The organism is Leptotrichia sp. (genome assembly GCF_057270615.1).
In genome coordinates this window covers 1-7,741 of record NZ_DBHIXN010000071.1, presented here as the reverse complement: position 1 = coordinate 7,741, position 7,741 = coordinate 1, and the positions used below count along the sequence as shown (strand labels likewise).

General features: G+C 26.4%; 10 protein-coding genes. 2 read left to right on the top strand and 8 right to left on the bottom strand.

Annotated features, from left to right (window positions below):
- From ACO409_RS09610 to ACO409_RS09580, 7 genes are all read right to left on the bottom strand, one after another.
- Positions 1-740 (bottom strand): hypothetical protein (locus tag ACO409_RS09610; RefSeq protein ID WP_485556748.1); only part of this gene is annotated, 740 nt, incomplete at its 3' end.
- A 105-nt stretch (positions 741-845) separates the two neighbouring features.
- Complete coding sequence (locus ACO409_RS09605) at positions 846-1,220, bottom strand: hypothetical protein (protein WP_485556747.1); 375 nt, start codon at positions 1,218-1,220, stop codon at positions 846-848.
- A 92-nt stretch (positions 1,221-1,312) separates the two neighbouring features.
- On the bottom strand, positions 1,313-2,086 hold the full coding sequence (locus tag ACO409_RS09600; protein ID WP_485556746.1) for a hypothetical protein: 774 nt from the start codon (positions 2,084-2,086) through the stop codon (positions 1,313-1,315).
- A 52-nt stretch (positions 2,087-2,138) separates the two neighbouring features.
- On the bottom strand, positions 2,139-3,068 hold the full coding sequence (locus ACO409_RS09595; RefSeq protein ID WP_485556745.1) for a DUF4299 family protein: 930 nt from the start codon (positions 3,066-3,068) through the stop codon (positions 2,139-2,141).
- A gap of 211 nt (positions 3,069-3,279) precedes the next feature.
- Positions 3,280-3,420: a hypothetical protein gene (locus ACO409_RS09590; RefSeq protein ID WP_485556744.1), complete on the bottom strand. Its 141-nt coding sequence runs from the start codon at positions 3,418-3,420 to the stop codon at positions 3,280-3,282.
- Between the two features lie 98 nt (positions 3,421-3,518).
- Positions 3,519-4,010 carry a tetratricopeptide repeat protein gene (locus tag ACO409_RS09585; RefSeq protein WP_485556742.1) on the bottom strand — a complete coding sequence of 164 codons (492 nt, stop codon included), beginning with the start codon at positions 4,008-4,010 and terminating at the stop codon, positions 3,519-3,521.
- A gap of 58 nt (positions 4,011-4,068) precedes the next feature.
- A complete protein-coding gene (locus tag ACO409_RS09580; RefSeq protein WP_485556740.1) occupies positions 4,069-4,653 on the bottom strand; it encodes a YiiX/YebB-like N1pC/P60 family cysteine hydrolase in 585 nt (194 codons plus the stop codon).
- A gap of 406 nt (positions 4,654-5,059) precedes the next feature.
- On the opposite strand from ACO409_RS09580, the gene ACO409_RS09575 reads away from it, so the two are divergent.
- Both ACO409_RS09575 and ACO409_RS09570 read left to right on the top strand, forming a co-directional pair.
- Positions 5,060-5,758, top strand: a complete 699-nt coding sequence (locus ACO409_RS09575) for an alpha/beta hydrolase (RefSeq protein ID WP_485556738.1) — start codon at positions 5,060-5,062, stop codon at positions 5,756-5,758.
- A gap of 740 nt (positions 5,759-6,498) precedes the next feature.
- Positions 6,499-6,981: a hypothetical protein gene (locus tag ACO409_RS09570; protein ID WP_485556736.1), complete on the top strand. Its 483-nt coding sequence runs from the start codon at positions 6,499-6,501 to the stop codon at positions 6,979-6,981.
- A gap of 368 nt (positions 6,982-7,349) precedes the next feature.
- Here the strand turns inward: ACO409_RS09570 and ACO409_RS09565 are convergent.
- The coding region (locus tag ACO409_RS09565; RefSeq protein ID WP_485556734.1) for a PD-(D/E)XK nuclease domain-containing protein at positions 7,350-7,741 on the bottom strand (392 nt) is incomplete at its 5' end.

Below are 7,741 nucleotides of genomic sequence, written 5' to 3'. Positions count from 1 at the left end.
AAAATAAAATCCCTAACCTTTTCAGCAACTTCCTTTTTAGCAAAAAATAATTTCTCAGATTTAAAAGATTTAGTAAAAATAAAATTTAAAGATGAATAACTTCCTCCACGATTATAAACTCTATCAATTGTTATATCAGAAATCCAAGAATAAGGAATTATGTATGCTGGATAGACAGAAAATAAATATCTGCTTCCAATTTTTAAATCACTTTGTGCGACCATTCCAGTTTTAACTATTTTTTCAGAGTTGATAAAATCTTCTTTTGCATAATTTAAAAATCTGTATTTTTCTAAGTTATCTAGCATGTCGGCTAATCTTTTATTTTCTTTCTTTTTCATAAATAAGGCAAATAATAATAGAAAAAGTATAATAAACCATAAGAAAATTGGGATACCAAATTTAATGAATACAAATGACATAGGATTTATTGGAAAATCAGGGAACTCTTGTGCAAATTTTAACTCTTTTAGATATTCAGCATACCCACCGAATAAGATATAAATGGTGTCTATTGCTAATAAAAAAATTTCTGCATAGTAAACTGGTTTTGCTGTTCTTTCCATTTTTAATAAATTATAAAAAAATTCTCGTGGTTCTAAGTCTTTTAAATCATCATTAATTTTAGCGGATATAATTTTTTGCATGCTTTTTTTTCTTAATGTTAAAGAAAAAAATATTGATAGAATAAATAAAAATGGTATAAACATTGTTCCTATAATTATTCCATATATTTCCATTTAAAACACTTCCTTTTTATTATAAGATTTGTTATTTTGAATAAATTTTGAATAAACAAAATAGAACTAAATTTCTTAAAATTCTATAATTATAATATTAGAAGTTTAATTATAATTAATAGTATACGGTATTGAATATTCCTTCAAAATAGGTGTCAATTTATTAATTTCATCTAAAACCATTTGTTCAGTAACAAAAAATGTAAATTTACTTGTTTGAAAAAATCGTTTGATTACTTTTGAATTTATCGTATGAATCTTTATCAATCCTCTGCAACTGTTACGAAAACGACTGCAATAAAATTCTATGTAATCAATATTAGAAAGTGGAATCTTTTTTGTAGGCATAGAGTTTAGGCATAAAATTTCATTTTCTATGTAAAAACATTCCATTGTGTTCTTTCTTTTTATTAAATAGATAATAGTTGTGATACTAATAATAAGTATTACCAATTGCAATATCAACATAAAAATAAACATTGTATTTTTCTCCTTATTTTTTGAATAAAATGAGTATAATTTGTAATTTTGTAATCTTTAAAAAATTTTTATTTCTAAAATCATATAGACTCTTAGAAATATTCGTATAAATCAGCAATCATCACATTATATTTTTTAAAATATTTTTTCAGCAAACAATAATCAGTTGGCTTGATAGACATTTCAACAAATTTTTTCTCTTCTTTATCAAAAATTTGAAAAGTAGGATTTCTTTCTTTTCTGCCTTTTCCAGCATTAGCCGCATAAAATTTGGCATAACGGATGTTATCAATTTCTATAAATTCTATTTCATTGTTTTCATATAATAATTTTATAATTCTTCCGCTTATAATTAAAGAATATTTTCTTTTTTTTAGATCTTTCAAAAAAAAGCTGAAATTGACAGCAATCGTTATAATCATGAAAATAACGAAAAAAATATCTTTTAATGTAAAATTTGTTAACAATTCATTTAATTTAAAATAGAGTATTGTAATAAACATAATAAATAATAGAATACACAAAAAAATATATGAATTATCTTTTAGTGGATGAATTTCAAATTCATATGGCAATGTCATTTCTTCAAGTTGTTTCAATTTTCTTTCGATGAAAGAAATATTTACTTTTATAATAATAGACAAAAATAAAAGAAAAAAAACAGAACCTCCACTATAAATCAAAAATATTATTTGTTCTGGGGAAGTTTTATCTAAAAAATATAATTGCATTAGAGCAATGATAAAAAATATTAATGATAAAATCAAAAATATTTTTACAAATTTTTTCTGCCTTGGAATATTAGGAATTAACATATCTAATTTTTCATCAAAAATATAACCCCATCTTTTACGATTTTTATCCATTTTATGCCTCCTAATTTTATTTTTAGAAATGGTATTTTAAAGTCGTTTTATTCTAATTAACAGATATTTCCAAAAATCCTAAAATTTCTTCTTTACTTAACGGCTCAACAAGAATATATGAAGCGTCAATAAAACGATACTTATCTTTTTGTAATTTTTTTATAAAATCATTATAATCTAATTGACCAACGACTTGATAACTGTTTGGATCATTTTTATATCCATCAATAGTAACGAAACCTATATTCCAAAAAGCTATGTCATCATTTTTAACCATATCTAAATTATGAAATTCAACACTAGGTTTATAAGGAAGAATTGTTCTAACATTTTCTGTCAGACTATAAGCTCCCATAATTCTTTCATCTTCATCATTTTTATAAAAACGTTGATTTGCCGAATAAGCATCTAAATTTTGAATGTTTCTTACTATTCTTGAAAAAGTATCTATAGGATTATTTGAATTATTTATTTCATCTACCATTTCTTCATTGAAAGAAACAGGTCTAGTTGTACCAAAAATAACATAAGTATCTGATTCTCCATTTTTTATATTTTCTGTAATTACTTTTATTCCATAAAGTATATCTGATTCATAGTCAAATTTATCAATGTTATCAGCAGTATAAACTTCACCTCTTTCATTCAAAATCTCCGAATCAAATTCTTTAGCCAACGCTTTTATATATTCCAACGCCAAAAGCCAATCTTCCCTAGATGATGGCGTAAAAATCCTCACAACATAATTATTATATTTTGTATCATAAGACAATTCAAATCCTCTTGAACTTTCCTTGCCATCTCCTATTAAAAGACACTGATAATTAGAAACTGGAGATAGCAGCAAATCATTAATATCAATATTTCCAGTATTGTAGGTATAAAGTTCCTTATCAAGTAAACTCAATGCAGTTTCAACATTTAAAACGGCTTTATAACCTAAAAATTTTTTCTTGTTTTTTACATAAAAACTTATACTCATTTTTTATCCTCCATATTTTTTAATTTACGCCAAATTTTATAATACTTTATTTTTAATTCTACCACGATTTTCAAGATAATCAAATATTTTGAGTTGAAAAGACAAAATAAAAAAGCCGATTCATAAATTAACTTTATGATACAGCTTTTTTAAAATTTTTATAACAATCCTTATCAAAATCCCCCCCTTTGAATTGAGAGCAAAATACTCTTTAATTAGTACCCCATCTACACCATCTTGCACCAGCCTTAGTTGTTACACAAGTAACAGGTCGGTCAGGGTAGCCTTGTTCCATCCATTCATCCTCCAATTCCCCTTCAGGTTTCCACCCATCTAATCTTTGTACTTCCATACAAGATTGAAGGCCCATAAGTAAAGCGATAATAATAAATAATTTTTTCATATCAATCATTCCTTTCTTTTTTTCTTTTTATTTGTTTTTTATTTTCTTTAATCCTGATGCTTCAATTCCTGTTCCAGCATTTTCCTGTAATTTTGTATAGCATATTCATCCCCGGAATCTGCTCCCATCTTGAAATATTTTTTTGCCTTGTCAAATTCCTTCTTGTCATAATACAGAAGGCCAAGCTCATTCATAGCTTCAGGGATATTGCGGTCTACGGCTTTTAAGAAGAATGTTTCAGCCTTGTCAAGTTTATCTTGAAAGTAGTAAAGCTGCGCCAATTGATACAGAGAGCTGCTATCGCCCCTGCTAATGGCGTCTAAAAACATTTTTTCAGCCTTGTCAAGCCTGCCTTGCTCAAAATACAAACATCCCAGCTGGTACAAGGCTTTGGCATTGCCATTTTCAGTAGCCTTCAAATACTCTTTTTCAGCCTTTTCCAGTTCCCCGTTCTCAAAGTAGAAGTTGCCATCCTCCAAGTGACCGGCAAATGCTGAAATAGAAAGGACAAGAATTCCAAGTAAAATAATTTTTTTCATAAATTTCTCCTTGCTGTTATTCAATATTTATCGTTTCTGATTAAAATAAAAAGTAAGACTATTCATCCAGGTCAACATTTTCCAGAAGCGGCGACCTCATAATGTCAAAAGGCAGGACAACCTTGCCCCCGTTTGAATCCAGGTCAACATCCCTTCCAACATCAATCCCGGCTCTTTTAAATACAAGATAGACAAACTGCGAACAGTAAAGCCTCTTGTCAAAGTTCTTGTTAAAGGTAAGCCCATAAGTCTTGGTTGTAGTCTTGTCAATTTCCTTAAACAGAGCTTTCTTAAAATTATCGTCAATATTTTTCAGCCTAAACACAGAAACCTTCCTTTTTTCATCATACCAGGCAAAGATAGGACTTTCAGCATACCCGATTGAAAAGGATGGGAACTCCACAATCTTCATATTCTCATTGATAACAGCGACATGCCCCTGAGACTGCAGAATAGTGTGCTGCTTAGACAGGACTAGAATATCTCCAGTCTTAAGTTTATTTGCTTTTTCAATCAGTTCTGTAACAGGATACCATTTGTAGCTGGGATCAGTAAGCTGGCAAAAAAGTGTCGTTGAAATTGCAATAAATAAGAAAACAGTTTTTTTAACTATTGTTTCAATATTAAAAAAAATACATCTCATAAAATATTTTTATCATCTCCTTTCAATACTATTAAAAAAAGTTAAAGCAGACTTTTGTTCAATCAATCCAAAATCAAAATAAATTAACCTTTCCATGATGTAAAAATCTAACTTTTTATCGCCCAAAAAATTGTTTAAAATATCTTTTTTCAGTTATTATATCCTTTTTTTTTTTTGCTTTGGTTACTATTATATTTTTATTAGAATGATAGAAAATACAAATTTTTTTAAATATTATAAATCAAAAATAATATAATTTAGTAAACAAGAAAATATTATAATAGATACCAAAAATGATTTTAAAATATTTTATATTTTTTAAAAACATATGCTATAATTAATTATATTAATCAAAATTTATTTAAAATAAATTCAATATTCAAAAAATATTAAAAAAGGAGCAAATATGAAAAAATTAAATTTCAAAATAGAAGAAAAAGAATGTATCTTATATACAAATGAAAATAAAAAGACAGAATATATTTTAATACAGCCTGTTGATGAGCATGATATGCAGCTTTTAGACAATGAAGTGAAATATATTTCTGAAAATACAGATAAAAGTTTTAGCTTGGCAGCTTTCAAAATAGAAGACTGGAATAGTGAACTAACATCTTGGGAAATGCCACTTCTTCGTGGAAAAGGAAATTTTGGCGATGGAGCTGGTAAAACATTAGAGTTTATAAAGGGAAAATTGATTCCAAATTTGGTAAAACTTGTGAATATTCAAGAAAATAATGTGAAATATGTTTTAGGAGGATATTCACTTGCTGGATTATTTTCGTTGTGGTGTGGGTATCAGACAGACATTTTTGCTGGAGTTGTTGGAGTTTCGCCATCAGTTTGGTATAAAGATTGGATTAAGTTTGTGAAAAATAATGAAATTTTGGCAAAAAATGTTTATTTAAGTCTTGGAGATTTGGAGGAAAAGACTAAACATCAGGTTTTATCAAAGATTGGGGATAATATAAGAGAATATTTTGAGATTTTGAGAAATTCTAAAGATTTGGAAAAATGTGTCTTGGAATGGAATGAGGGGAATCATTTTAGGGATTCGGATGTGCGAATGGGAAAAGGATTTTTATGGCTTGCAGAAAATTGTTAATTTTAATAATTTAACTCCCCCTAAGGGTAGAGGCAGAGGTGAAATTCGATATTTTTCGACTATCTAGTCAATCTGTAAACAATATACATAATAACTAGAAGTCTAATAAGTTCATCGCTGTTCACTGCTCTAAACCTCCTTATAATAGAATACGAGTTTACTGAACTCTGTATCATTATAAAAAAAAGCTAGAAAATTCTAGCTTAATTTATCAGTAATTTTATTCTATTATAAGTTTCTCTTAGGGTTTTTAACAATTTAATTATATCATATTTTCAAAAAAAGTCAATCATGAAATAAATATTATTTTTTTATTTTTATAATAAATATTATTTTTATCCCTTGCAAAATCATCATTTTTCTCAAAAAATGCAGTCCCAATTTTCAAAATTTTCATGGATTTTATTGTCAATTTATAAAAATCAAAATCAAATTTTTTGTCATTATAGATAGCATTTTGGAATGGAATGCAGGAAATCGTTTTAAAGATTTAGATGTGCAAACTAAGGAAGGTTTTAAGGAATGTTTAATTAAATAAAATAAATTTATTAACATTCAAAATTAGTGTTGGGAAAATGGTATTCATGTGAATAATAATAACATTTTAAATATAAATTAAATAATAACACTATATAAAATTAAGTAAAAATTAATGATAATAAAAGTTAAAACAAATGTGGGGGGGGGGTAAAATATGAGTAATTATATAGATTAAAATTTTTAAGAAAGGAGAATTTAAAATGAAAAAAATATTATTTGGTGTATTTTTATTGTTAAGTAGCATTAGTTTTTCAAATTTTACAAGTCGTCATGGTGGTACAATGTATTGTTTAAAAATTGGAAATGTTACAGAAATTAGAAATAGTGAATTTTCTTTTAAAGCTGGTCTTTGTAGAATATTTCCTGCATATTCTTCTAAACAAACTGTTATTAGAAATGTAACAGTTGTCCAAAGTGGGAGGGGAGATATATCTAGACTAGTTCAAGATGATTTTAAGGAAAGAAAGAAAAGATTAGTTTATGGCATATTTTCTAACTATTTGAAATATGATTCTAAAACTAATAAATTATCTGCTTATATTTCTGATCCTTTTAATCCTGATATCAAAGTGATTCCATATACATCTTTAAGACCTGCAGAAGAGGTTGAAGAATTTATTGATGAATTTCCTGAATTTGATTATAACACTTTTATATCAGATTACTACAATGTTTATAATTAGATTTCTTATGACATGTTATAAAAAGAGTGCTCAAATAAATGGTAGTCTTTTTTTATTCTAATTAAAAAATCTCCCCTAGAAATCCAATTTACTAAAAGAGACTTTTTTTATTTAATTCAATTTGGGTGTATAAAAATTTTTGTGTAAACCTCTAAATAATATATGGTAAAATAACTATATAATATTTGGAGATTTTTATTATGGCTAAAAAGAAAATTAATAATTATATTTTATAAAAAATAAAGAGAGTTTTAAAACTCTCTTTAAATTGGCCTTTTTTTAACAATGAATATAAGTTTTTTTATTTCATTTATTAAGCTAATTATACAATATTTTTTTATGAAAAGCAATAATATTGTATTTTTTAACTATTTTTCAAACTTCACCTCAAATTCTTTCCCCAAAAATGCAATCCCAATTTTCAAAACTTTCTCAATCCCAGCATTTTTCAAAACAGAACTATATCCTTTCTCATCAATTTGATTCAACGCAACTTCACATTCCTTTTCAAGTTTTTCACGAATTTTATTATCACTTAAATTTTCTGTCCCATTAACAATTTTCAATTCAATAATAATTCCTTCTTTTCCTTCCAAAATATTTTTAGGTTTTAAAAGTAAATCATATCTTCCTTTTCCTGCAAAATTATTCGATGTAATTTCGTATTCATTTTTCAAAGTTAAAATCAATCCTAACATCAATACATGATAAAATTGCTCTTTGTAAGTTCCACTCACATCAAATATTCCAGTATTTTCCA

Coding starts and splice junctions, on each gene's coding strand:
- ACO409_RS09605 (WP_485556747.1), bottom strand. CDS start 1,220: ATGTTTATTTTTATGTTGATATTGCAATTGGTAATACTTATTATTAGT.
- ACO409_RS09585 (WP_485556742.1), bottom strand. CDS start 4,010: ATGAAAAAAATTATTTTACTTGGAATTCTTGTCCTTTCTATTTCAGCA.
- ACO409_RS09590 (WP_485556744.1), bottom strand. CDS start 3,420: ATGGAAGTACAAAGATTAGATGGGTGGAAACCTGAAGGGGAATTGGAG.
- ACO409_RS09580 (WP_485556740.1), bottom strand. CDS start 4,653: ATGAGATGTATTTTTTTTAATATTGAAACAATAGTTAAAAAAACTGTT.
- ACO409_RS09570 (WP_485556736.1), top strand. CDS start 6,499: ATGAAAAAAATATTATTTGGTGTATTTTTATTGTTAAGTAGCATTAGT.
- ACO409_RS09575 (WP_485556738.1), top strand. CDS start 5,060: ATGAAAAAATTAAATTTCAAAATAGAAGAAAAAGAATGTATCTTATAT.
- ACO409_RS09595 (WP_485556745.1), bottom strand. CDS start 3,068: ATGAGTATAAGTTTTTATGTAAAAAACAAGAAAAAATTTTTAGGTTAT.
- ACO409_RS09600 (WP_485556746.1), bottom strand. CDS start 2,086: ATGGATAAAAATCGTAAAAGATGGGGTTATATTTTTGATGAAAAATTA.